23 protein-coding genes and 1 tRNA gene are annotated in these 21,745 nt (G+C 45.1%); 9 read left to right on the top strand and 15 right to left on the bottom strand.

Annotated features, from left to right (window positions below; genetic code table 11):
* The first annotated feature begins 284 nt into the window (after positions 1 to 284).
* The 3 genes from rpsA to QY309_11740 all read left to right on the top strand — a co-directional run bounded on the left by rpsA (position 285) and on the right by QY309_11740 (position 2,505).
* Positions 285 to 2,078, top strand: coding sequence for a 30S ribosomal protein S1 (rpsA, locus tag QY309_11750; protein WKZ61702.1), 1,794 nt, complete (start codon positions 285 to 287; stop codon positions 2,076 to 2,078).
* Positions 2,079 to 2,151: 73 nt separating this feature from the next.
* Positions 2,152 to 2,222, top strand: a tRNA-Cys gene (locus QY309_11745).
* An 85-nt stretch (positions 2,223 to 2,307) separates the two neighbouring features.
* Positions 2,308 to 2,505 (top strand): hypothetical protein, encoded by a 198-nt coding sequence (locus QY309_11740; protein WKZ58539.1) that lies wholly within the window; start codon positions 2,308 to 2,310, stop codon positions 2,503 to 2,505.
* Positions 2,506 to 3,158: 653 nt separating this feature from the next.
* On the opposite strand, the gene QY309_11735 is transcribed toward QY309_11740, so the two are convergent.
* Both QY309_11735 and pyrE read right to left on the bottom strand, forming a co-directional pair.
* The gene (locus tag QY309_11735) at positions 3,159 to 4,346 is read right to left on the bottom strand and encodes an FAD-dependent oxidoreductase (protein ID WKZ58538.1); all 1,188 of its coding nucleotides are present in this window, start codon (positions 4,344 to 4,346) and stop codon (positions 3,159 to 3,161) included.
* A 3-nt stretch (positions 4,347 to 4,349) separates the two neighbouring features.
* Positions 4,350 to 5,000: an orotate phosphoribosyltransferase gene (gene pyrE / locus QY309_11730; protein WKZ58537.1), complete on the bottom strand. Its 651-nt coding sequence runs from the start codon at positions 4,998 to 5,000 to the stop codon at positions 4,350 to 4,352.
* A 175-nt stretch (positions 5,001 to 5,175) separates the two neighbouring features.
* Between pyrE and QY309_11725 the strand changes: the two genes are divergently transcribed.
* A complete protein-coding gene (locus QY309_11725; GenBank protein ID WKZ58536.1) occupies positions 5,176 to 5,829 on the top strand; it encodes an NUDIX domain-containing protein in 654 nt (217 codons plus the stop codon).
* Here the strand turns inward: QY309_11725 and coaD are convergent.
* From coaD to QY309_11705, 4 genes are all read right to left on the bottom strand, one after another.
* Positions 5,826 to 6,281, bottom strand: coding sequence for a pantetheine-phosphate adenylyltransferase (gene coaD / locus QY309_11720; GenBank protein ID WKZ58535.1), 456 nt, complete (start codon positions 6,279 to 6,281; stop codon positions 5,826 to 5,828). The genes QY309_11725 and coaD overlap by 4 nt on opposite strands.
* A 54-nt stretch (positions 6,282 to 6,335) precedes the next feature.
* The gene (locus tag QY309_11715) at positions 6,336 to 7,217 is read right to left on the bottom strand and encodes a DUF3822 family protein (protein ID WKZ58534.1); all 882 of its coding nucleotides are present in this window, start codon (positions 7,215 to 7,217) and stop codon (positions 6,336 to 6,338) included.
* 1 nt (position 7,218) lies between these two features.
* Positions 7,219 to 8,031, bottom strand: a complete 813-nt coding sequence (locus QY309_11710; protein ID WKZ58533.1) for a hypothetical protein — start codon at positions 8,029 to 8,031, stop codon at positions 7,219 to 7,221.
* A 74-nt stretch (positions 8,032 to 8,105) separates the two neighbouring features.
* Positions 8,106 to 8,582 (bottom strand): NUDIX hydrolase, encoded by a 477-nt coding sequence (locus tag QY309_11705; protein WKZ58532.1) that lies wholly within the window; start codon positions 8,580 to 8,582, stop codon positions 8,106 to 8,108.
* A gap of 121 nt (positions 8,583 to 8,703) precedes the next feature.
* Here QY309_11705 and QY309_11700 point away from each other — a divergent pair, with 121 nt between their 5' ends.
* Positions 8,704 to 9,114, top strand: coding sequence for a DUF1573 domain-containing protein (locus QY309_11700; GenBank protein ID WKZ58531.1), 411 nt, complete (start codon positions 8,704 to 8,706; stop codon positions 9,112 to 9,114).
* Positions 9,115 to 9,164: 50 nt separating this feature from the next.
* Here QY309_11700 and QY309_11695 read toward each other — a convergent pair whose 3' ends face one another.
* Together QY309_11695 and QY309_11690 are read right to left on the bottom strand one after the other, a co-directional pair.
* Positions 9,165 to 9,545 (bottom strand): DUF423 domain-containing protein, encoded by a 381-nt coding sequence (locus QY309_11695; protein ID WKZ58530.1) that lies wholly within the window; start codon positions 9,543 to 9,545, stop codon positions 9,165 to 9,167.
* A 5-nt stretch (positions 9,546 to 9,550) separates the two neighbouring features.
* The gene (locus QY309_11690) at positions 9,551 to 10,243 is read right to left on the bottom strand and encodes a YggS family pyridoxal phosphate-dependent enzyme (protein ID WKZ58529.1); all 693 of its coding nucleotides are present in this window, start codon (positions 10,241 to 10,243) and stop codon (positions 9,551 to 9,553) included.
* A 51-nt stretch (positions 10,244 to 10,294) separates the two neighbouring features.
* On the opposite strand from QY309_11690, the gene QY309_11685 reads away from it, so the two are divergent.
* Complete coding sequence (locus QY309_11685) at positions 10,295 to 11,851, top strand: GH3 auxin-responsive promoter family protein (protein WKZ58528.1); 1,557 nt, start codon at positions 10,295 to 10,297, stop codon at positions 11,849 to 11,851.
* Positions 11,835 to 12,467 (top strand): LysE family transporter, encoded by a 633-nt coding sequence (locus QY309_11680; GenBank protein WKZ58527.1) that lies wholly within the window; start codon positions 11,835 to 11,837, stop codon positions 12,465 to 12,467. The genes QY309_11685 and QY309_11680 overlap by 17 nt, the downstream gene beginning before the upstream one ends.
* Here the strand turns inward: QY309_11680 and QY309_11675 are convergent.
* Genes QY309_11675 through QY309_11665 form a run of 3 tightly spaced genes read right to left on the bottom strand, consistent with a single transcriptional unit; the run spans position 12,464 to position 15,303 of the window.
* The gene (locus QY309_11675) at positions 12,464 to 13,516 is read right to left on the bottom strand and encodes a VWA domain-containing protein (GenBank protein WKZ58526.1); all 1,053 of its coding nucleotides are present in this window, start codon (positions 13,514 to 13,516) and stop codon (positions 12,464 to 12,466) included. The genes QY309_11680 and QY309_11675 overlap by 4 nt on opposite strands.
* Positions 13,509 to 14,420, bottom strand: coding sequence for a hypothetical protein (locus tag QY309_11670; GenBank protein ID WKZ58525.1), 912 nt, complete (start codon positions 14,418 to 14,420; stop codon positions 13,509 to 13,511). The genes QY309_11675 and QY309_11670 overlap by 8 nt, the downstream gene beginning before the upstream one ends.
* Positions 14,421 to 14,424: 4 nt before the next feature.
* Positions 14,425 to 15,303 (bottom strand): DUF58 domain-containing protein, encoded by an 879-nt coding sequence (locus QY309_11665; GenBank protein ID WKZ58524.1) that lies wholly within the window; start codon positions 15,301 to 15,303, stop codon positions 14,425 to 14,427.
* A gap of 67 nt (positions 15,304 to 15,370) precedes the next feature.
* On the opposite strand from QY309_11665, the gene QY309_11660 reads away from it, so the two are divergent.
* A complete protein-coding gene (locus QY309_11660; GenBank protein ID WKZ58523.1) occupies positions 15,371 to 15,769 on the top strand; it encodes a DUF4296 domain-containing protein in 399 nt (132 codons plus the stop codon).
* Positions 15,753 to 18,122, top strand: coding sequence for an endonuclease MutS2 (locus QY309_11655; GenBank protein ID WKZ58522.1), 2,370 nt, complete (start codon positions 15,753 to 15,755; stop codon positions 18,120 to 18,122). The genes QY309_11660 and QY309_11655 overlap by 17 nt, the downstream gene beginning before the upstream one ends.
* Before the next feature lie 48 nt (positions 18,123 to 18,170).
* Here QY309_11655 and QY309_11650 read toward each other — a convergent pair whose 3' ends face one another.
* The 4 genes from QY309_11650 to QY309_11635 form a co-directional block, all read right to left on the bottom strand.
* The gene (locus tag QY309_11650) at positions 18,171 to 18,653 is read right to left on the bottom strand and encodes a hypothetical protein (protein WKZ58521.1); all 483 of its coding nucleotides are present in this window, start codon (positions 18,651 to 18,653) and stop codon (positions 18,171 to 18,173) included.
* A gap of 127 nt (positions 18,654 to 18,780) precedes the next feature.
* Complete coding sequence (locus tag QY309_11645; protein WKZ58520.1) at positions 18,781 to 19,443, bottom strand: ATP-binding cassette domain-containing protein; 663 nt, start codon at positions 19,441 to 19,443, stop codon at positions 18,781 to 18,783.
* A 65-nt stretch (positions 19,444 to 19,508) separates the two neighbouring features.
* Positions 19,509 to 20,297, bottom strand: coding sequence for an acyl-ACP--UDP-N-acetylglucosamine O-acyltransferase (gene lpxA, locus QY309_11640; protein ID WKZ58519.1), 789 nt, complete (start codon positions 20,295 to 20,297; stop codon positions 19,509 to 19,511).
* The gene (locus QY309_11635; protein ID WKZ61701.1) at positions 20,294 to 21,688 is read right to left on the bottom strand and encodes a bifunctional UDP-3-O-[3-hydroxymyristoyl] N-acetylglucosamine deacetylase/3-hydroxyacyl-ACP dehydratase; all 1,395 of its coding nucleotides are present in this window, start codon (positions 21,686 to 21,688) and stop codon (positions 20,294 to 20,296) included. Before QY309_11635 ends, lpxA begins: the two co-directional genes overlap by 4 nt.
* Between the last annotated feature and the right edge of the window lie 57 nt (positions 21,689 to 21,745).

Here is a 21,745-nt window from a genome sequence, read left to right as displayed (position 1 = left end):
GGGCTTTTTGCTGAAAATCGGCCAAAAAGCAGTGTTTAACCAAAATTTGCGGTACGCTGGCCCGGCTATCGCATGTACATTCGGGCACATTTTATTTTATGGCAAAAGAAAAAGCAAAACCCACCGCTCAGGATGAAGAAGGAAAAGCGGTAAAAAAGAAGGTAGTTGACTCCAAAATCGAGATCGATGAAGAGGATCCGATGAAGGAAGTGAAAGCCCTCGAAAAGGAAGAAATCGTTTCGGAGGCTATTCCGGCTACCGAATTGCGCAAGGCTGTAAAGGCCATGGCCGTTCCCGGTGAATTCGACTGGGATGCCTTTGAAACCAAAGGCTTTGGCGAAGGCTACTCCGCCAGCGACCGTGAAAAAATGGAACAACTGTATGCCGGCACGGTAACTACGGTTGACAGCGGTGAAGTAGTGGATGGTGTTGTGGTTGGTATTAACGACCGCGATGTAATCCTGAACATTGGATTTAAGTCGGACGGACTTGTGCCATTGGCTGAATTCAAAGACATGACCGACCTGAAGATTGGCGATAAAGTTGAAATCTTCATTGAAGAACGCGAAGACAAAATGGGTCAGCTTGTGCTGAGCCGCAGAAAAGCGAAACTGGTGAAAGGCTGGGAGCGCATCCAAAAAGCATTGGATGAAGACCTGGTGATTGAAGGTTTTGTGAAACGCAGAACAAAAGGTGGATTGATCGTAGATGTATACGGTATTGAAGCCTTCTTGCCGGGTTCACAAATTGATGTTAAGCCAATTCGCGATTTCGATATTTATGTGAACAAGTCGATGGAAGTGAAAGTTGTGAAAATCAACTACACCAACGACAACGTAGTGGTATCGCACAAAGTGCTTATCGAGAAAGACCTCGAAGAGCAGAAGGTGGCGATCCTCAGCAACCTGGAGAAAGGCCAGGTACTGGAAGGTACCATCAAGAACATGACCAACTTCGGTGTGTTTATCGATTTGGGTGGTGTTGATGGATTACTTCACATTACGGATATTTCATGGGGCCGCATCAACCATCCTGAAGAAGTGCTTAAGCTTGATCAGGTGGTTAAGGTTGTGGTACTTGAGTTTGACGAAGACAAGAAGCGCATCAGCCTGGGCATGAAGCAACTCACGCCTCATCCTTGGGATTCATTGCCTGCTGATATCAACGTGGGCTCTAAGGTTAAGGGTAAGATTGTGAACGTAGCCGATTACGGAGCGTTTCTCGAACTGCAACCGGGCGTTGAAGGCTTGATCCACGTAAGTGAAATGAGCTGGTCGCAGCACCTGCGCAATCCGCAGGATTTCATGAAAGTGGGTGATGAGATTGAAGCCGTTGTATTGACCATCGATCGCGAAGAGCGTAAGATGTCACTCGGCATCAAGCAACTCACGGAAGATCCTTGGACACGCCAGGATGTAATGACCAAATACGCCATCGGTACCAAGCATGAAGGTATTGTGCGTAACCTGACCAACTTCGGTTTGTTCATTGAACTGGAAGAAGGTATTGACGGTTTGGTGCACGTATCAGATTTAAGCTGGACGAAGAAGATCAAACATCCTTCAGAATTTGTGAAGGTTGGCGATAAGATGCAGGTAGTGGTGTTGGAGCTGGATGCGGCTAACCGCAGACTGGCCCTCAGCCACAAGCATCTGGAAGAAAATCCTTGGGATACATTCGAGACCGTGTTCACAGATGGTTCTGTACACAAGTGTACCGTTATCAGCAAGAACGATAAAGGCGCTGTACTGGAATTGCCGTACGGAATTGAAGGCTTCTGCGCCAACAAGAACCTGGTGAAGGAAGATGGCGGCAAGATTGAAGTGGGTGAATCACTCGACTTCAAAGTGCTTGAGTTTTCTAAGGATGACCGCAGAATTTCCCTGTCGCACAAGGCCATGTTCTCTGCTGAAGAGGATAAGCCAGCTGCCAAGAAGAAAGCTCCTGCTGCCGGTAAAGGCAAGACCATCGATAAGATCAACCAGGAAGTGGAGAAATCTACCTTGGGCGACCTGGAAGCATTAAGTGCGTTGAAAGACAAAATGAACGCGCCTAAGGCTGACGACTCGAAAGAGTAATTCATAGCAGGCGTTGGGCGTTTGGTGGCGGGGTGTTATTTTTACCCGCATCAAGTGATCAACGCCTGATTTTGGTCTCGTGGCCGAGTGGCTAGGCTGAGCTCTGCAAAAGCTCCTACAGCGGTTCGAATCCGCTCGAGACCTCGAAACAAACCCTTCCTGATAAAACCGGGAGGGGTTTTGTTTTTTAAGCCCTGAGTTGATTATTTTTCATTATCAATTTACACCCATGACCGAACGCGACCTGCGAAAACTCGAAGCCACCATCCGCAACAAAATGGAAGAAATTAAAAAGCAGCGCGTAAGCCTGAAAGATTCTGGTATAGGTTCGCTTATGAACATGTTGAAGAAAGTGGATGAAGCTTCCTATGAGAAGATAATGCCCGAGTATAAGCAGATGGTGAAGGAGTTTAATATTTTTAAATGATATCGGTGCAACTGCATGTTAATCCTTTAGTAAGCTCCGTAGAAGCGACCATTGGGTAACAAAATATAGCTGTGTCGTCTGCGCATGTGCTATGAAATACACAATTCATTGCGACACGCATGCACATCCTAAGATCAGGATTCATCTCTTCCGCGCCATGATCAATTTGCTTTTCAAATGCATTTCACCTTTGGCGCGGTTGTGGATTTACTTGGTAGCCCCGACCTGCCGGTCGGGGCTACCAATATGCCGCCCCTTCGGGGCTTAGAGCTCCATAGGAGCGACATTATGGTTATGCAAGGAATTTTGGTTGTAGCCGTGTCGCCTGCGATTGTTCTATGAAATACACAATTAATTGCGACACACATGCACACCCTGTGATCAGGATTCATTTATTCCGCGCCATGATCAATTTGCTTTTCAAATGTATTTCATCTTTGGCGCGGCAATCATTTTACTTGTTAGCCCCGACCTTACGGTCAGGGCTAACAATATGCCGCCCCGCCGGGGCTTTAGGTAAGCTCCAGAGGAGCGGCATTATGGTTGCATAAGATGTTTATTAACTGTGTCGACTGCGTCTGTTCAAGGAAATGGATTATTCATTGCGACACGATATGCACGCCTGATGATGATCAATGCTTACCTCTTTGTATCTATCTGGTTAGCAGAAATTGTTGAGGTATAACTTTGTTACCAGCTACGATTTCTGAAACCAACTCACCTAATGCAGGGCCATGCTTAAACCCATGACCTGATCCTCCGCCTAAGAAGAATAAATTACTGGCTTCCGGATGATGATCGAATAAAAAATTTCCATCGGGTGAATTCTCATAGGGGCATACGCGACTTTCAACTAAGGGCGCATCTTTTAATCCGGGAAAACGATGGGCTAAAAATTTTCTGGCTTTTTTTAATACCTGCTCATTTGAAATCCGGTCGCCATGGGTTGGGTCAAATAGTTCACCCCGTTCATCCACACCTACTTTAAATCCACGGTAGTTGTTTCCGGGAATGCCGTAATAAAAATCTTTACCATCCACATCTACCCACACCGGAAATTGTTCATACGCGGATGTGTGTTGCGTAGGCACACCAAAGTAATACACTTCCTGTTTGGTGCAGGTAATGGTGTTGCCCAATACTTCGGGGAACAATTTGCCCAGCCACGATCCACAGGCAAAAATGAATCGATCTGCTGTGAGCGATTGTCCGTTCGATAGTTGTATATATTTTAACCTCTTTTCTTCAACCTTTCCGGGCATGGCCTGCACCTGGAGTATGGTACCGCCCTCTGCAATAAAACCTTTGTATACGGCCTGACAGGCCTCTCGTGCGCGTAGGCAGCCACCATAAGGATCGAGCCAGGCATGACTCAAATCACTGGTGTTAACAATGGAGTATCGTTTTGAAATTTCTTCAACCGTTAATCGCTCGTAAGGCATGTTGTACTTTTCAGCGAAGGGTATTGAATCATCAACAACGGGTGTGTGTGGCTCGTAACACATCCACAGCACACCTTTGTTTTGAAAGAGTTTTGTCTTCCACCGTTCCTCATGTTCTTTCCATAGTGTAAGTGCCCGCACATTCAGGTTGAAATAAAATTCATTGGCGCCATAGGTGGAACGGATCACGCGCGTTTCATCGCCCGAGCTTGATCGTGAATTCCCCGGACCCCAGGTATCGATCAATGTAACTTTGTAGCCCTTACGTAGCAGGTGGAGGGCTGTCCACCCGCCAAATGAGCCTGCCCCAATAACCGCAACTGAACTTCCTTTAGGAAGTTGCTCGATTGTTTTACCAGTAGCCTTTCCGGTTTGAGGTGCAAAGGTATTCAGCGACATGGGTTATGGTTTCCAATGAGCAGGATCGTATCGCCAGGCTTTTAGCGAGGTAAGCTCTTTTTCACCCACATACTTTTTATCCAGTGCGCAGGCGACTAAATGATCGTAATCGCTCAGGCTCACCAACGAGACGTCATCTGAATAGAAGTTACTTTGAGCAATATCAAAGCCATAGGTGAAGATGGAAACCATACCCAATACTTCAGCACCACCATCGCGAATGGCACGGACGGCTTTCAACGAACTACCTCCGGTAGAGATGAGGTCTTCTACAACCACAACTTTTTGTCCTTTTGTTATCTGCCCCTCAATCAGGTTTTCCATACCATGATCTTTCGGCTTTGGTCGTACGTAGGCAAAGGGCAGGTTTAGCGCATCAGCAACCAGCGCTCCTTGTGCGATGCCAGCTGTTGCCACACCGGCAATGGCTTCTGCAGCAGAAAAATTTTCCCGAATAGCCTGAACCAGCCCATTGGTAATGGCCTTGCGTATGGTTGGGTGCGAGAGGGATAGCCGGTTGTCGCAATAAATGGGTGATTTCCACCCAGAGGCCCATGTAAACGGTTTTTGTGTGCTCAGTTTAATAGCTTCAATTTCGAGTAACATATTGGCCACAGCTGTGGCTGTGGAGGCTTGAATTTTAATGATAGGCATAATGAATTTTTCTGACCCTAAAATCCGGCAATCGGATGGTTTAATCAAGTTCCTGCCCTAAAACGGCCAAAATTCTTTTGGAGCCTCTTGCCTGCAAGCGGAATATTTATTCTTTTGCGATCATGGCGAAGCGCATTACATTTTCAGGATGATCATTTTTATAAATGATATCCCCGTGAGCCTGTACAAGGCTGATGACCGTCCTGCTGATGGACATTATAATCATGTAATTGATGCAGCCACAGAGCCTATCACGCGGGCAAAACTCATCCAACACGTTTGGGTGCAAAATGTAAAAGAGGAGGAGTTTGAAACCTTACTCGGTTACCTGAATTCAAAAGTTCCTATCGGGATATCATCGCTTCATATCAGTGCCCATGATTACATCGCCCTGAAAGTTTACCTCACAAGCAAATTTAAAGTGGTGAAGGCGGCCGGTGGCCTTGTTCGAAAGAAGGATAAGTTTCTGATGATATACCGGTTAAAAAAGTGGGATCTGCCAAAAGGTAAGAAGGAACGCAAAGAAAAATATCCACAGACTGCCGTGCGGGAGGTTGAAGAGGAGTGTAACGTTTCCGTTAAACTGGTTGGAAAAATTTGCACCACCTGGCATACCTACACCATGAACCGCAGGGCAATGCTGAAGAAAACAAAGTGGTATGCGATGGACCTGGTGGATGATTCAAAAATGAAACCCAGCACAGAGGAAGATATTGAAGATGTACGCTGGATGAAAACAAAAGAGGTTTACCACGCACTTGAACATTCATACAAATCCATCCAATACGTGTTTGAACGCTACTACGAATTGGTAGACGTAAAATCCTAGAGTTTATACGGTAAGAAGCTACTCACATCACCCTGATAGCGATGAACTTCGCGAATGATAGATGAGCTTATAGAAGCAAACTGGGGCGAGGTAATCAAAAAAACAGATTCAAGGTCTTCATTCAGGTAGCGGTTCACCTGGGCTATGCTGTTTTCGTATTCAAAGTCGGTGGTGTTGCGCAAACCTCGAAGCAAGTAGCGGGCGCCATTTTTTTTAGCAAATTCAGCTGTCAGTTCCGAAAAGGTAACAACCTTTATGTTCGGGTAATCTTTAAACGTGGTGTTGATGCGTTCAACCATAAAGTCGATTTCGAAATACCGGACACTTTTGCTGCTGTTAAAACCAATCGCCACAATAATTTCATCAAACAACTTAAGTCCACGAAGAACAATATCTTCATGCCCTTTCGTGAAGGGATCAAATGATCCGGGAAATAAGGCGATTCGCTTCATAGGCATGCATTTGTTGATGATTAAAGGTCGGTAAATAAGGTTGGAATAGCAACGCTATTGAAACAGATCCACGCTGTACAGGTCAATGAAGTGGTGGTCCTGAACCTCATCAAACATGTAACCGAATTTCAGGTTATCGGGTCGTTCACCAAAGGTTACATTTTGAATGTATTTATAAAACTCGTGGTAGTGCGGTGAGTTTTTACCAATGTATCCCCACATTACCACGTTGCTGGTTTGCTGATCCATATTCAGGGTCTTCATCACCAGCATAATGTACCGGATATAATCCTGAAAGCTGAGGATGGTAAACTGGTTGTAATAGACCAACTTCCCCTGATTAACCGAGATGATGTGGAGTTTAAACCGATCGACATACAGATACAAAGGATTGTCGGTACGTTTTTCGGCTATGCGCATAACACCTTCAATCAAGGCAGCCGATTGATGTAAGAGTGTAAACTGCTTTTGCGGATATTTTTGTTCTACCCACGTCTTAAGTTCCTTCTGAATGGCAAACACGGTAACTGCTTCACTTTTTTCCATAGGAATAAAAGCAGTTTCTTCCTGTGCAGAAGGCTGTGCGTTCAGTTTTAAATATTCCTGAACAGCTGATTCATCGAACAAAGCCTGGGGCACTTGAACAAGTTTCTGATTTTTCAGGGCAATTTTTATTCGTTTCCAAAAACCGGCACGAATAAAGGCATGGTAATCGAACAATTGTTCGAGCGTGTAAATCAGATCATCGCTAGAGGAGACAGATGGAAGTACGTAATCTTCCAGGTAAAGTAATCGGTTTTGATTACCGTCAACTACGCCAACCTGAACATCGCGGGGACCAACGTTTAAAAGCAGGGAGTATTCGTGGATGTTGTCTTCTTCGAAGCGATCATCCTTGATTTTCTTGATTAGCTTGAACGTGGCAACGTTTTGCAAATTATTCCCAGTTTCCGGCAGTGGTAACGTCAGTCTTTGATCCGAACCGTAATGGTCTGCGGTTTTTAGCTTCGTTTTCTTCTCTGCGAGCAGGATTGATAGGCGCTGGATCTTTCACTTCAATAACCCAAACCTTAATGCCGTTCCGATCAATAGCGGCAGTATACAAATCAAATGTTTTACCCGATCCTGGAACGATGCTCAACGACTTGATATCAACATTTGGATTGAGTTGGTAATCCCAAAAGGTGATCAGGTTTTGTCCCTTGGTTACACGATCGCCAACTTTTACATCAGCCTGGCTGCTGATGGTTCCTTTATCCAGGAAAGCATATTCATCAACCCGATCAAAATTGTCTTTCTGCATTTTGTACGACTTGGTTCCTTTGGCCACATAATCGCCAACATTTTTTGCAAAACCTAGAAATACACCGTTGTCAGCAGCGTTTACCGAATAGGTCTTTCTGAAGATCTTTTCTTTGGCGGAGACCTCAGCAATGGTATCAATATTCACGATGATACTGTCTACCCCGTAGCTAAGTGGAATAATGGTTTCTGATTTTACGGTAATCGGTACAACCCCGGTTTCGATGAAATTAATAAGGGTATCCCAGCTGCTGGTGTATCGGCCATGTTGTTCCAGGTACACTTTCTGGGCTTCCCGGATAACATTCAGTTTTTCAATGATCTGGCTTTCGGTAGAGGAGATATTCTCGCGGAATTTTATCGTTGAGTTGATGCTATTGTAGAGGTAATAGGCCAATGCTAAGCTAACAACAAAGAGAACGTAGGCGAGTATCTTGGTCAGGTTCATTTTTAAAGGTTTAAGGCCACAAGTATAAATATTTTAGGGGGTATAAAACAAGGTAAAATCCGTGTTTGGGCGAATTATATTCTATAAAAACCGGTCAATAATTTCAGCTCGTTTGGGCTTTTGCAAAGCCTGAGTAACCCATGTTTTTCCTTGTCGGGAAGTGCCATTATTTCGCACCAAGGCATAAACCTGACGTCCCGGATCAGTTGTTTGTCTGCGGGTAATTCAGGGTCGTGCCCAACCGTAGGCGATCCACCGGTTTGTTCCACCTCAAAGAACAATTCAAGGGCATGGAGGGGCGGATTTACGAATTCAGCCACACAGCGGAAATCCTTCACACGTATTTCCAGGTTTGTTTCCTCCATGAATTCCCGAATAAGTGCCTCGGTAGCCGATTGCCCATACGCAATGCCCCCACCCGGAGGGGCCCAAAAGTCCTGACCGGGATAGAGGTTGTGGTTAATGAGCAAGAGGCTATCGCCCTGCAGGCATAAACCACACACCCGTATTCTTATCCGTTTACCGAAAATCTCTTCAATGTGTTGATCCATGCCGGTTACCAGGGGGTATAATTCAAGATGGACGGCTAAGTCACAATTTGCCTTGAAATATTGCACTTTCCTGGCAGAATTGTTGTTCGTTGATTGTTAAATTTGACCAAAAATAAGCGCTATGAAGAAGACAGTATTGATGATGGTTTTGATGGCTTTTGCATTTTGCGGATTTGCCCAGGAGGCTAAGCCGGCAGCAAAGCTTAACGGACCTATTCTCACATTTGAAAAAAATACCCATGATTTCGGTGACATTTACCAAGGTGACCAGGTGGCACAGGTTTTCAAGTTCACCAATACCGGTAACGAGCCTTTGATTATTACCAATATTCAGGTTACCTGCGGATGTACCGCACCCGAGTGGCCGCGTCAGCCAATCCCTCCCGGAGGAAAAGGCGAAATTAAAATCGGGTTTAACAGTGCCGGAAAGATGGGACGGCAAAACAAAACCGTTACGGTCTTATCCAATGCTGCAAACGATGAAAATACAATTTCATTCGTGACCAACATTTTGACGAAGACACCACAATAAGAAATAGATTTAACGATTATAAAAGGCCATCTGTAAACCGGATGGCTTTTTTATTTTATACTCTTGGCGATCGCGATCACCATTACCAGCCATCCGCCCATGAGCAAAACCCCACCGAAAGGCGTAACCATCGCAACCGCAGAAATTCCGGTGAAGCATAATACATATAAACTTCCGCTGAACAGCAAGATTCCTGACAAAAACAAAGTAGCAGCCCACTGATACAGTGTGGAAGAAAAGAGATGTTGCAGTATGCCAGCAACCAGAAGTGCACCAGCATGATAAAATTGGTAACGAACAGCCAGTTCAAAAGTATCTAACCGTCCCGTTTCAATAAGCATGGGTTTTAACGCATGTGCTCCAAAAGCTCCGAGCGCAACGCCCAACAATCCCATAAGTGCACCTGTAATCAATGTGTTTTTTGTATTCATATTTTTTATTGCTGGGTAGAGGATGCCGAAGCATAATTACGTTCTCCAAAAATAGCGGTACCGATGCGTATCATCGTACTGCCTTCTTCAATGGCAATTTGGTAATCGCCACTCATGCCCATCGACAATTCCTGCATCACCACTTGTTTGGGTAAAGGTTTATTTTTAAGTGTCGTAAACAAATGATTGAGCGAATGGAATTCTTTCCGTACCTGCTCCATGTTTTCGGTAAAGGTGGCCATGCCCATCAGTCCGGTAATGCGGATGTGATTCAGACTTTTCAGTTCTTCACTTTTTAGAAGTTCGTGAATCTCTTCTGCCGAGAAACCAAATTTCGATTCTTCCTCAGCAATATGAACCTGTAACAGGCACGCAATTACCCGGTTATTTTTTTTGGCTTGCTTGTCAATTTCGGTTAAAAGCTTCAGCGAATCTACCGAATGGATCAGGTGTACAAATGGCGCAATGTACTTTACCTTATTGGTTTGCAGGTGGCCGATCATGTGCCACTGAATGTCACGCGGAAGTTGCTCGTGTTTGCGGGCCATTTCCTGTGCTTTATTTTCCCCGAAGGCTCGCTGTCCGGCATCATAAGCCTCCTGTATTTTTTCAGGGGGTTGCGTTTTACTCACTGCGATGAGTGTACAACCGGGAGGCAGGTTTTGCGTATACCGGACTATGTTATTTTTGATCGTCATTCGTTATTTTTGGTGCCTTTACCGGCAAAGGTAAAACATAAACACTTCACGATGGCGATAATCGGCACATTGCTCAAAAAAGGAATCCGCATCCGCGAGATGATGGAGCAGGAATACTCTTCGCCTTTCGATTTGCAGAAGAAGGAGTTGAAGGAGCTGCTCATTGAGGCGGATCAAACCGAGTTTGGTAAACATTACAATTTTGCTGACATCCTCAAGGAATTCCGAAAAGGAAACAAGAGCTTCTACCACGCCTTCTCCGAACGTGTTCCGGTTCATAGCTATAATAAAATTTATAACGAGTGGTGGAAGTTGGCACTGCAAGGCGGTAAAAATATTTGCTGGCCAGGTCGTGTAAAATATTTTGCGCTGAGTTCAGGTACTTCTGAAGCGTCATCCAAGCACATACCGGTAACCAAAGACATGACGAAGGCCATTCAGAAGACCAGCATTCGTCAGATACTTACCTTATCGAAATATGATTTGCCCGATGATTTTTTTACGTCTGGTATTCTCATGCTCGGAGGTAGTACACACTTGAATAAAATCGGAAATTATTTTGAAGGTGATCTGAGTGGTATTCAAGCCGCAAAACTTCCTTTTTGGTTTCAACACTTTTACAAACCCGGTAAGCGCATTGCCAAAACGCGCAACTGGGAGGCGAAGCTGGATGAGATAACGCATAAGGCGCATGAGTGGGACATCGGGATTATTGTGGGCGTGCCAGCGTGGTTACAAATCCTGATGGAAAAAATTATTGATCATTACAAGGTAAAGCACATACATGAAATTTGGCCTAACCTGAAAGTGTATGTGCATGGCGGTGTCTCCTTCGATCCATATCGAAAGGGATTCGAAAAATTATTGGGTAAGCCCATTCACTACATTGAAACCTATCTGGCTTCTGAAGGCTTTATCGCCTTTCAAGCTTACCCAAACAGACGCTCCATGCGACTGGTATTGAACAATGGTATTTTTTACGAATTCATTCCTTTTACCGATAGCAATTTTGATGAGAATGGCGAAGTAAAACCCAATGTAAAACCGCTGATGATTGACGAAGTGGAGGAGGGTAAGGAGTATGCTATTTTGTTATCAACCTGTTCGGGTGCGTGGCGCTACCTGATCGGTGATGTGATAAAATTTGTTTCATTGGAAGAATCCGAGATCGTGATTACCGGTCGTACCAAGCATTTTCTCAGCCTGTGTGGTGAACACCTTTCAGTGGATAACATGAACAAGGCCATTGAGCTTGCTTCAAATGAATTGAATATTGATGTGCCTGAGTTTACCGTTGCTGGTATTCCTCATGGCTCCTTATTCGCGCACCACTGGTTTGTAGGTACAGATGACAACGTAGACAATCAGATTTTGCGTGAAAGAATTGATGCACACCTTAAGGTATTAAATGATGATTATGCCGTGGAGCGCAGTGCCGCATTGAAGGATGTTTATGTGGATGTACTTCCAGTGAACACATTCTACGAGTGGATGAAATCAAAAGGAAAGGTTGGAGGACAGAATAAATTTCCAAGGGTAATGAAACGCAGTCAGTTGGAAGACTGGCAAGCCTTTATCGAAAATCATGTAAATGGAAATCGTCCTTAAAGGTATTGTTTCCGGACTGGTACTGGCCCTGCTCATTGGTCCCGTTTTTTTCTCCATCATTCAAACCAGCATTGAACGCGGATTTCTGAGCGGTGTACTGGTTGCCGTTGGTGTTTCCCTGAGTGATGCACTTTATATTTTCCTTGCCTACATGGGACTATCACAAGTATTCAGCAATGGCGATAATCAGCGATACATGGCGTATTTCGGTGGTATCATACTTTTTGCCTTTGGAGTTTATTATTTGTTTATAAAAAGTCGGAGAATTCTGGATTTCAAATCGGTTAATATCAAGTCCACAAGTCCATGGCGCCTCATTTCCAAAGGGTTTATCATTAATGGGCTAAGCCCGATGGTGTTGATTTTTTGGTTGGGGACGGTGAGTGTGGCAACTGGTGAATTTGGTTACACCACAACAACCCAGGTAGTCACTTTTTTTAGTGCCATTGTAGCTACCGTTTTGCTAACCGATATCATCAAAGCCAAACTGGCCGATAAGCTTCGCACGGTAATGACACCCCGTTTGGTACGCGTGATGAATCTTATATTGGGTGTGGTGATGTTGATTTTTGCAGGGCGATTATTGCTTTATGCCGATAACTTCAACTTTCATTAATCCTGCAATACATTGCTGATGAAGGTGGATTTTGTGAAGAGCCAGAGCAACAGCAATACAATTCCCCAGGTGAGGTAGTGGTAGTAATAATCCGCAGTGTCTTTAAAGCGCGTTTCTTTGATTTCCGCTTTTTCGTACTGATCAATTTTATCGAACACTTGCTGTAGCGCCTGGTTGTCGCTTACGCGGAAAAATTCGCCCTCTCCAATTTCAGCAATTTTTCGCATGGTGGTCTCGTCCACCGTATTTTCAATCATGTTCGGCCGACCGAAGAAATCTTTTCCGTACGGAACCATGCCTTCCTTCCCGACAACAATGGTGTACATTTTTATTCCATACGCTGCAGCCAGTTCAGCGGCCGTAATCGGATCAATGTTACCGGCTGTATTGTCACCATCACTTAATAAAATACACACCTTCGATTGGGCAGTCGATTCACGCATCCGGTTGGTCACTACACCTATGGCGCTGCCAATGGCAGTACCCCGGTTTTCAATCATGGAAAAGTCAATTTCTCTGATGTACGACTTCAATAAATTATAATCGGTTGTTAATGGGGCGAGTGAAAAGGCATCTCCGGAGAACACCACCAATCCAATCCGGTCCTGGATGCGACCATCAATAAAGTCTATGGCTACCTCTTTGGCGGCTTCAAGTCGGTTGGGTGTGAAGTCGGATATTTGCATGGATTGCGAAATATCTACTGCTAACATGATATCAATCCCTTCTGTCCATTGATCCACTTTTTCATTCGTGCGTTGTGGCCGGGCCAGCGCCACCAGCAATAGAGCAAGCATGAGCAGAAAAAGTATATCGGGTATAAGCCGAACTAAATTCAATGTGGACGATTTCAGATCTTTTTGCGTTAAGGCAACCGGCAATTTTTGATTGAACTTGTAGCGCCACAGCCAGCGTATGAGCAACAAGAGTGGTAATGCGGCTATGGCATACAGAAACTGTGGTCTTTCCCAACTAAACGATTGCAGGGTTGACCAGCTAAACCACTCCAGCGAATACCACACTTCCGATATTTGTTCCGCGCTATCCATGGCTGATTTCTTCTACTTTCTTTCCAAATTTTTCTTCGGCCAATGTTTTCAATTGATTGAGTGGTTCAAGCACCAGGCTGTTGTGCCCATAAATAGCTTTGTCCAATAAAGGAAGGGATTCACGCAACCGTGTATCCGTCTCCAGCATAAGTGTTTCTCGGGTAGTCAGTTTTGTGTACGGCTTTCCGTCTAAGTTTTCAATATACTTTTTCCACAGAAAAAGCGCGCGTTCGGTTTGCTCCGGGCTGAACTGCGCTTGAAGTTGCTGTATGTATGCTGAGAATGTTTGTAAAAATTTCTGATGATTGCCGTTCAGTCGCTTGAGTTTGAAATGTTTTCGAATACGTTTTCCAAAAATTAACCAGACAGCGATAGCGACAACAAGCAACGATACAAGTACAATCAACAGAATGGGATAGTTAAACAGGAAGAATACCCGTTGATACTCTGTGTTGGTTTTCAGTGGTAAATCCTGAGCGCTTAACGAATCGGGTATAGGTTCGGTTACCAATAAGCTCAACACAATGCTGTCGCGGGGAGGAATGTGATACGTGCAATCCGCCTTCTGTAATTGAAATACCGGTAAAGCCAGGTATTGCATCTCATCAACTTCAAACGTTAGCAAGGTATACACCGCGCTGTCATAACTTTCACCTTGCTGGGTAACGGTAGGAAAATATTTTTTTTGACTGAATTCAAATTCTTCAAACTTCCAGGTCGAATCCGGAAACAGAACTTGCAGGTTGCTGGGGTAGCGTGCGGTTAAATAATAGTTGAAGGGTATACCAATTTTAGTGCTGTCTTGAATAAACCCACCTGATACTTTTACTTGCGCGTAGGAAACACTCAGGCTGATGAACATGAGAACAGTAAGGCAACCTTTCAACACACACGCACGCATCATTTCCTCAGGTTGTTTTTACGTTTCGGTTTCTCACTTTAAACAGACGTAGAAGTTTGGGTACAAAGTCTTCGTCCGTATCCAGCGAAATAAAATTGATTTGGTGTTTTTTGCAAAAGGAAGATAGGGTTGCTTTCCGGTCATCCAGCCGGTGGCTGATCTTTTCCCGGAAATCTCCGAACGAAGTATTTATCCACAAGGTTTTTCCGCTCTCCTTATCTTGTACAGGTATAATCCCCAGTTTGGGCAAGCGGGTTTCGCGCTTGTCGCTGATGTGAATAATCACCAGGTCGTGCCTCCGGGCCAACGCCTTCAGGTTCTTTTCATAATCTTCGTCTATGAAATCGGAAATGAGGATGACTACACTTCTGCGCTTGATGGTGTTTAAGGCAAAAGCAAGGGCTCGGTTTAGGTTGGTTTTGAGGGAAGCTGGCTTCAACGAAACAATTCCACTAATGATCTGGTAAGCCTGTGAAATGCCTTTGGTTGGTTTGATGTAAAGTTCACGTTGATCAGAGTAACAGATCAATCCCACATGGCTGGATTCTTTAACGGCTGAAAGCGCCAGTACCCCGGTAATCTCTTTGCCGATGTCAACTTTGGTTTTTCCTTCCGAGCCGATTTCCTGCGAGGCACTCACATCCAGAATAAAGAATACCGTTTGTTCCTTTTCTTCCCGAAAGGTTTTGACAAACGTTCCGTGCCCTTTGGCCGATACATTCCAGTCGATGGTGCGGATGTCATCCCCATATTGATAGGGGCGTACGTCATCAAACTCCAGCCCAGTGCCCTTGAACACCGACCGGAAATCGCCCTGCATCTGGCTATTAATAGCCTTGCGTATCTGTATTTCGTATTTCCGTAACTTTTTTAGAAGCGTCTTCACGTTTAAGGGTTACGCTGGTGCGATTTTTGAGTTTCAAAAATAGCTAAATGTGACTACTTTGCCCGTCATGCTCATACGTCAGGCCAAATTTTGCTTTAAATGGACACACATCCCGATGTGGCTTTTGGTTGTACCCATGCTTTTAAGCTGTAAGGACGACAAGCGGCCAGACGGTATTCTAACTGAACCACAAATGGTGGAGGTGTTGCGTCATATGTACCTGTCAGAAGAGCGGCTAAACCAGGTGGCAATACCCTACGATTCCATGGGAAAGTTGCTGCCTTATGTAAAAAGCAAGGTTTATGAACAGGCTGGAGTGTCAGATTCCCTTTTCAGGGTTTCCATGCAGTACTACATGGCTCACCCCAAACAATTGGAATATATTTACACCGCATTGGTAGATTCCCTCGGCCTGGAAGAGCAGGGAAGGCCACACGAGATTCCTAAAAATGTTCAGTCAGAGTGATGTTGAAGTAAAGATCGGTTTCGATCAAATCCGTACCCGGTTAAAAACGCATTGCCTTTCTACACTCGGTACTGCCGAGGTGGATAGAATGATCTTTTTAAATGAACCCACACGGGTTTTGGAATGGCTTCAACAGACCACCGAGTTCAAACAGATTTTCGAGCGGGGTGATACGTTTCCATCCAACCATTTTTTTGATCCTACGGATTTACTCAGCCGCATTGCATTGGAAGGAAATTACATTGATGAGTCTGATTTTTTAAAGATAGCCTGGTCGTTGCAAACCATTATTTCCTGCCGGGATTATTTTGTAAAGAACCAGGCGTTGTGCCCAACACTTTTCAGACTTTCGGAGCCTGTAGGTATTTCCGCGCAACTTGTTAAACAGATACTGAGCATAATTGATGACCATGCACAGGTTCGCGATTCGGCCAGTACTGAGTTAGGCCGCATACGCAGAAAAATTCGTGAAGAACAAAGCAGGCTGCGCAAAATCATCGATCAGGTTTACCGGCATGCGATACAGGAGCAATGGATACCGGAAGGGGCGCTACCCACCATTCGTGGTGGACGCTTGGTGATTCCGATTTTGGCAGAACACAAGCGAAGGGTAAAAGGATTTATTCACGATGAGTCAGCAACCGGGCAAACCGTTTTTATGGAACCCGCGGAAGCGCTTGAGGCGAATAATGAAATGCGCGACCTGGAACATGCCGAGAAGCGTGAAGTGATTCGTTTGCTGAAAGAATTAACAACCGTTTTGCGGGCAGAATTAGATCAACTGGTACAGGCCTATAACTTTTTAGGGCAGGTTGATTTTATTCGTGCCAAGGCGCGAATGGCTCAGGAGTTACAAGCCAATATGCCAATCGTTCAACCTGTTCCGGCATTGAAGTGGATGAGAGCCCGGCATCCGTTGTTACAGCTGAGTTTGAAAGGTAAGCGCGAATTGATTCCGTTGGAAATCAACCTGAGCGAAGCCGACCGGTTTCTGTTGGTATCGGGACCAAATGCGGGAGGTAAATCAGTTTGCCTGAAAACCGTGGGCTTGTTGCAATACATGTTGCAGTGTGGCCTTCTTGTTCCGATGTCGCCTGATTCAACAGCTGGAATTTTTGAGCAGATCTTTGTAGACATTGGCGATCAGCAATCAATTGAAAACGATTTAAGTACCTACAGCAGCCACCTGAAAAATATGGCGCAGTTTATTCGTTCGGGCAATGCGCGTTCACTGGTGTTGCTGGATGAATTGGGATCCGGCACCGATCCGAACTTTGGTGGTGCCATTGCACAATCTATTTTACAGCAGTTGCTGCAAAAGAATGTGTGGGGTGTGGCTACTACGCATTACTATAATTTGAAATTATTTGCCGGACAAACCCCGGGCATCCGCAACGCAGCCATGCGCTTCGATGAAAAGAACCTGGTGCCCATGTATTTGCTCGACATTGGTAAACCCGGAAGTTCTTTTGCCCTGGAGATTGCACAGAAAACAGGTTTGCCAAACGAGGTATTGAATAGCGCACGTGAACTGGCTGGTAGTGATTTGGTGGGCTTTGAAACCTTGGTGCGCGACCTGGAAAAGGAGCGCAATGCGCTGATGAAAAAATCAGCGTCACTGGAGCAAAAGAATAAAGAACTGAACGTGTTGCTGAAAAAGTATGAAACGTTATCCGGTGAGCTGGAAGAGAAGAAGAAGGTAATTCTGGCGAAAGCCAAAGAAGAGGCGCAACAGTTGCTGGCACAAACCAACCGTGAAATAGAAAAGACCATCCGGCACATCCGGGAGAACCAGGCGCAAAAAACCGAGACCAAAAAAGTGCGGGAGAAGTTAAAGGAGATTTCGCAAAAAGTTACAGGCCCTGTTGTTCCGAAGAAACCAACAGTACCTGTTGAGCTTAAAATCGGTGATCGGGTACGCATAATCGGGCAAGAGGGAAGTGGTGTGGTACTTTCGGTGAAGGGAAAGTCGGCTATGGTTCAATTAGGCGAATTGAAAACCAATGTAGCGTTAACAAAACTTGAACGAGCGGATCAAAACAGTTCGGATAAGGCTGTAGAAAAAAAGTTGCGTTCCATTGGTCTTAGTCTGCATGAAAAGCGAGCCGGCTACTCGTCTGAATTGGATGTGCGCGGTAAGCGGGTTGATGAAGTACTTCCTTTGTTGGAAGCTTTTTTGGACACCTCTGTTTTACTGGCGCAAGGCGAAGTAAAAATCCTGCATGGAAAAGGTGAAGGCGTGTTGCGCAAAGTGATACGCGATTACCTGAAGCAATACAAACAGGTGGCATCCTTTGCCGATGAGCATGTGGAACGGGGCGGGGATGGGATTACGGTGGTGGTGCTAAAATGAATAAGGCTCCGAGTGGAGCCTTATTATTCTTTTTATGTTGAGCATTTTTTAATCTAACACAAAAACCCAGTCACCAATTACTTCTTCCACTCGACTTCCTGCATAATCACATTCTACACACGCAAAAGAAAGGGTTAGTTGATTATTTGATGAGATCGAATAAGTGACATCAACACCATCGCTTCTCAAAAGTGTTCCTGTATCACCTGTTCCAAGAACTGCAAATTCCCACTGTCCACTAGCTGGCCAAGGGCTCGGAGTTGGACGGGTTCCACTCACTGAATAATTGTAAGGTCCATCCGGGTCATTTGAATTGAATGTTCCACTAATAGTAAGTGTAAATCCTGTAAAGTCAGCGGTTCGGGTTGTACCATCAAGGGTGGCGCTTACGATATTCCACGTTGTTGAGAGCTTCTCCAGCTGAACTTTTTGTGCCGGATCCTTTGGATCATCCCCACCACAATTACTAAGGAACACCAATGCGCCAGCCACAATCATTAAAGACGCTAATCGGGACACTACTTTTATCATTGCTTATAGTTTAGAATTACGAATTTCATTTTTCTGACCCACAAAATCAAACCAAAAGGCCGGATTTGCAAATTTAACCCCAATTATGCTTTAAAAAGCATAAGGGATAAACAGGGTTTTATCGGTTTTATTGTGGGGTTGTAACCGCCTTTTCGGTCGTATTGACTTTATAGTCACTCAAATTGATTATTTCAGCCCCTTTCGGGTACTCTTCTGGTTGGTTGGAGGCTATAAAAACCAGGCGGTTTGCACACGCCTGCTCCAGATTTTCGAGGTACCATGTAAATGCCTGCCGGTCGAGATTGGTACCCGGTTCATCCAGAAACAAGGCAGGGGTATCGGTAAAAAAGGCAAGGCCAAGTTTCAGACGTTGTTTCATCCCTGAGGAGAAGTTGGAGATGTATTTATCTCCAGCCTGTTCCAGGTACATGCGGCTAATAATTTCGGAATGAGAATAGTTGTTTAATACGGGTCTTGATTTAAAGTGAAAGGCCACCTGTTCGTTCAACGTAAACTCATCAATCAACTCCATGTATGGTGTGGCTATGCTTACCAATTTAAAGATGGCATCTGATTCTATCGGTTGCCCATCAAGCGAGTAGGTGAGCGTACCTTCACTCATGGGCAGTTGCCCCCACAGTACCTGAAGCAACGTTGATTTTCCCGAACCATTCGGTCCGGTGATGGCGTAGGTTTTGCCTTGCTCGAATGTATAGCTCAGGTTACGGAATATCCACTCGCGGTTGTAGCGTTTGCTTAGATTGTTAGGGGAGATGGAAAGTTTACTCATGTGATTTTATTAGAGTAGATAGTGGGCAATCATCAATAGGCAATTTGCCTACCGCTTACTGCCTTTCAGTCCCCCAATCCATAACCTTTCATGATGCCACGCTCGGAAGATCGGATGAAGTTGATGATGTAATCCCGTTCTTCACTTTGTGGAACTGATTCAGCAATCATGTCAAGTGCTTTGGTGTTGTTGATGCCCTTCATGAAAATGTATCGGTAAATCTCCTGTATCTCACCAATCTTTTCAGACGAGAATCCCCTGCGTCTTAAACCAACAGAATTTATTCCTGCATACGCCAAAGGTTCACGTGCAGCTTTAGTGTATGGTGGTACATCTTTGCGTACCAATGATCCACCTGAAATCATTACATGCGCACCCACTTTAACAAACTGGTGCAAGGCACTTGCGCCACCAATAATCGCCCAATCGTCAATGGTAACATGCCCGGCCACCTGAACCGTATTAACCAATATGCAATTGTTGCCAATGATGCAATCATGGGCTACATGCACATACGCCATCAACAGGCAATTCTTACCAATAACGGTTTTGAATTTATCATGCGTGCCACGGCTGATGGTTACGCATTCGCGGATCACCGTGTTATCACCAATGAAGGTTTCGGTTTTTTCCCCCGCAAACTTCAAGTCTTGTGGGATGGCCGAAATGGAAGCACCCGGATAAACCTTTACATTTTTTCCAATACGGGCGCCATCAAAGATTACTGCGTTTGGACCAATCCAACTGCCATCATCAATAACCACATCAGCGGCAATGGTGGCAAAAGGTTCAATGGTCACATCCTTGCCTATTTTGGCATCGGGATGTACGTTGGCTAGGGGATGGTAACTCATGAGTCTTTGCGTACGATACTGGCCGTCATGGTTCCTTCACAAACTAATGTATTGCCCACAAATGCACGGCCGTACATTTTAGCAATACCACGTTTAATCGGTGCCAACAGGTCGCACTGAATCACCAGCGTATCGCCCGGCAACACCATCTTTCTGAATCTGAAATTTTCTATACCTAAAAAGTACGTCCAGTAATTTTCCGGATCAGGCACTGTATTCATAACCAATATGCCACCAATCTGTGCCATGGCTTCCACTTGCAACACACCGGGCATCACCGGATTTCCGGGAAAGTGTCCCTGGAAAAAGGGTTCGTTGGCAGTAACATTCTTTACACCTGCTACGCTTTCGGTATCGAGGTAAATGATTTTATCGATGAGCAGGAAAGGGTAACGATGCGGTAAGGTTTGTTTGATTTTATTGATGTCCATTACCGGAGGAAGACTTGGGTTATACTTTGGTCTTCCTTTCTTGTCGGCTTCGGCCATGGCTTTCTTCAACTTCTTGGCGAAGGCCACGTTGGCTGCGTGCCCGGGACGCGCAGCCAGCACCTGTGCTTTTAACGGTCTGCCGGCAAGCGCCAGGTCACCAACGATGTCAAGCAGCTTATGCCGGGCGGGTTCGTTTTTATAGCGAAGTTCAATATTATTCAAAATGCCTTCATGCTTAACGGCAACTTTTGGTTTACCGAGCATCTTGGCAATGTTGTCCAACTCATCTTCACGCACCACTCGATCAACAATAACGATAGCGTTATTTAAGTCGCCACCACGAATCAGATTGTTCTTGTATAACATCTCCAGCTCGTGCAAAAAGCAAAAGGTACGGCAGGAGGCAATTTCTTTTTCAAACTGGCGAATGTCGGTAATCGAGGCATGCTGACTTCCCAATACAGGAGAGTTATAGTCGATCATTACCGTTACGCGATAATCATCTAAGGGCAGCGCGGCAATCTCTACGTTGCGTGGAATTTCGCGGTAGAATATCGGTTCCTGCACTTCAAAGAAATCGCGTAGAGCATTTTGTTCTTCGGTGCCAACCGATTTTAACGTCTCCACAAACTCGATGGAACTTCCATCCATGATCGGGCACTCAGGTCCGTCAAGCTGGATCAGCACATTGTCAATTTCCAGTCCGACTAAGGCTGCAAGGGTATGTTCGATCGTACTTACGCGAGCACCGCTTTGTTCAATGGTTGTTCCGCGCGATACATCTACTACGTTGTCGCAATCCGCATCGATAATCGGTGATCCGGGAAGATCTACCCGTTGAAATTTTATTCCATGGTTCGGCTTGGCCGGCACAAAGGTCATATTTGTTTTGGCACCCGTATGCAGCCCCACACCCGATAGGGATACCGATTTTTGAATCGTCTGTTGTTTGATATTCAGCATGTTTACCCGTAAAAAGATGGCAAATTTAACCCCGAATAGGGGGATAATCCAAAC

The sequence above is a fragment of the Cyclobacteriaceae bacterium genome (assembly GCA_030584025.1).
Lineage (GTDB): Bacteria > Bacteroidota > Bacteroidia > Cytophagales > Cyclobacteriaceae > UBA2336.
Note: the sequence above shows the minus strand (reverse complement) of the source record. Positions and strands in the feature narration are given on the sequence as shown.

Excerpts from the sequence above, each read along its gene's own strand:
- QY309_11670 (WKZ58525.1), bottom strand. The coding sequence starts at position 14,420 with ATGATGCGTGCGTGTGTGTTGAAAGGTTGCCTTACTGTTCTCATGTTC.
- QY309_11650 (WKZ58521.1), bottom strand. The coding sequence starts at position 18,653 with ATGATAAAAGTAGTGTCCCGATTAGCGTCTTTAATGATTGTGGCTGGC.
- QY309_11735 (WKZ58538.1), bottom strand. The coding sequence starts at position 4,346 with ATGTCGCTGAATACCTTTGCACCTCAAACCGGAAAGGCTACTGGTAAA.
- pyrE (WKZ58537.1), bottom strand. The coding sequence starts at position 5,000 with ATGCCTATCATTAAAATTCAAGCCTCCACAGCCACAGCTGTGGCCAAT.
- QY309_11680 (WKZ58527.1), top strand. The coding sequence starts at position 11,835 with ATGGAAATCGTCCTTAAAGGTATTGTTTCCGGACTGGTACTGGCCCTG.
- QY309_11700 (WKZ58531.1), top strand. The coding sequence starts at position 8,704 with ATGAAGAAGACAGTATTGATGATGGTTTTGATGGCTTTTGCATTTTGC.
- lpxA (WKZ58519.1), bottom strand. The coding sequence starts at position 20,297 with ATGAGTTACCATCCCCTAGCCAACGTACATCCCGATGCCAAAATAGGC.
- QY309_11710 (WKZ58533.1), bottom strand. The coding sequence starts at position 8,031 with ATGAACCTGACCAAGATACTCGCCTACGTTCTCTTTGTTGTTAGCTTA.
- coaD (WKZ58535.1), bottom strand. The coding sequence starts at position 6,281 with ATGAAGCGAATCGCCTTATTTCCCGGATCATTTGATCCCTTCACGAAA.
- QY309_11695 (WKZ58530.1), bottom strand. The coding sequence starts at position 9,545 with ATGAATACAAAAAACACATTGATTACAGGTGCACTTATGGGATTGTTG.
- QY309_11675 (WKZ58526.1), bottom strand. The coding sequence starts at position 13,516 with ATGGATAGCGCGGAACAAATATCGGAAGTGTGGTATTCGCTGGAGTGG.
- QY309_11660 (WKZ58523.1), top strand. The coding sequence starts at position 15,371 with ATGCTCATACGTCAGGCCAAATTTTGCTTTAAATGGACACACATCCCG.
- QY309_11685 (WKZ58528.1), top strand. The coding sequence starts at position 10,295 with ATGGCGATAATCGGCACATTGCTCAAAAAAGGAATCCGCATCCGCGAG.
- QY309_11645 (WKZ58520.1), bottom strand. The coding sequence starts at position 19,443 with ATGAGTAAACTTTCCATCTCCCCTAACAATCTAAGCAAACGCTACAAC.
- rpsA (WKZ61702.1), top strand. The coding sequence starts at position 285 with ATGGCCGTTCCCGGTGAATTCGACTGGGATGCCTTTGAAACCAAAGGC.
- QY309_11740 (WKZ58539.1), top strand. The coding sequence starts at position 2,308 with ATGACCGAACGCGACCTGCGAAAACTCGAAGCCACCATCCGCAACAAA.
- QY309_11655 (WKZ58522.1), top strand. The coding sequence starts at position 15,753 with ATGTTCAGTCAGAGTGATGTTGAAGTAAAGATCGGTTTCGATCAAATC.
- QY309_11690 (WKZ58529.1), bottom strand. The coding sequence starts at position 10,243 with ATGACGATCAAAAATAACATAGTCCGGTATACGCAAAACCTGCCTCCC.
- QY309_11705 (WKZ58532.1), bottom strand. The coding sequence starts at position 8,582 with ATGGATCAACACATTGAAGAGATTTTCGGTAAACGGATAAGAATACGG.